This is a genomic window from Terrabacter sp. FW104-15G4B, assembly GCF_058790095.1.
Genome location: NZ_JBYTCI010000060.1, coordinates 4854 through 5975, shown reverse-complemented (window position 1 = coordinate 5975; position 1122 = coordinate 4854). Strand labels below are relative to the sequence as shown.

The following is a 1122-nucleotide window of genomic DNA, read 5'->3' as shown; positions in this document are numbered from 1 at the left end:
CTGGTTGGTCCGGTAGGCTTCGGTGAGTAGGTTCCGCTGATTCCAGGCGGGTTGGGTCCGGTCGTCCTGAGGGCGGTTCGCGGGTTTGACTCGGTCGGGTGGGGCGGGTAAGTTTGAAGGGTTGCCCCGGAGGCTGGCTCGGTGAGTTGGTTGATGGTGTGTGTCCGATCTTTGAGAACTCAACAGCGTGTCAAAAATCGATGCCAATTACCTCGTCTCGAGGCCGTGGCCGGTTGATCTGAGCCCATCTGGTGGTTTGGTGACGGTTGTGGTTTTGAGCGAATTATCCTTTGGTTGAATACGGATGATCAACTCTTTTTGAGCTGGTTGTTCGACTTCAGTCAGGTTTTCGGACCCTTTCGGGGTTCAAAGTTTGCTCATCGTCGCACTTCGGTGTGGGTGATGGGTGTTTGAACATCAACGGAGAGTTTGATCCTGGCTCAGGACGAACGCTGGCGGCGTGCTTAACACATGCAAGTCGAACGGTGATGGCCAAGCTTGCTTGGTCTGATCAGTGGCGAACGGGTGAGTAACACGTGAGTAACCTGCCCCAGACTCTGGGATAACCCCGGGAAACCGGAGCTAATACCGGATATGACACCAATCCGCATGGGTATGGTGTGGAAAGTTTTTCGGTCTGGGATGGGCTCGCGGCCTATCAGCTTGTTGGTGAGGTAGTGGCTCACCAAGGCGACGACGGGTAGCCGGCCTGAGAGGGCGACCGGCCACACTGGGACTGAGACACGGCCCAGACTCCTACGGGAGGCAGCAGTGGGGAATATTGCACAATGGGCGGAAGCCTGATGCAGCGACGCCGCGTGAGGGATGACGGCCTTCGGGTTGTAAACCTCTTTCAGCAGGGAAGAAGCGCAAGTGACGGTACCTGCAGAAGAAGCACCGGCTAACTACGTGCCAGCAGCCGCGGTAATACGTAGGGTGCGAGCGTTGTCCGGAATTATTGGGCGTAAAGAGCTTGTAGGTGGTTTGTCGCGTCTGCTGTGAAAATCCGAGGCTCAACCTCGGACTTGCAGTGGGTACGGGCAGACTAGAGTGTGGTAGGGGAGACTGGAATTCCTGGTGTAGCGGTGGAATGCGCAGATATCAGGAGGAACACCGATGGCA

The 1122-nt window shown here is 56.5% G+C and carries 1 rRNA gene (cut by a window edge); it reads left to right on the top strand.

Features of this window, described 5'->3' with window-relative positions:
• The first annotated feature begins 417 nt into the window (after positions 1-417).
• Positions 418-1122: ribosomal RNA gene (locus AC3WRT_RS20520) — 16S ribosomal RNA — on the top strand; it runs 917 nt beyond the window's last position.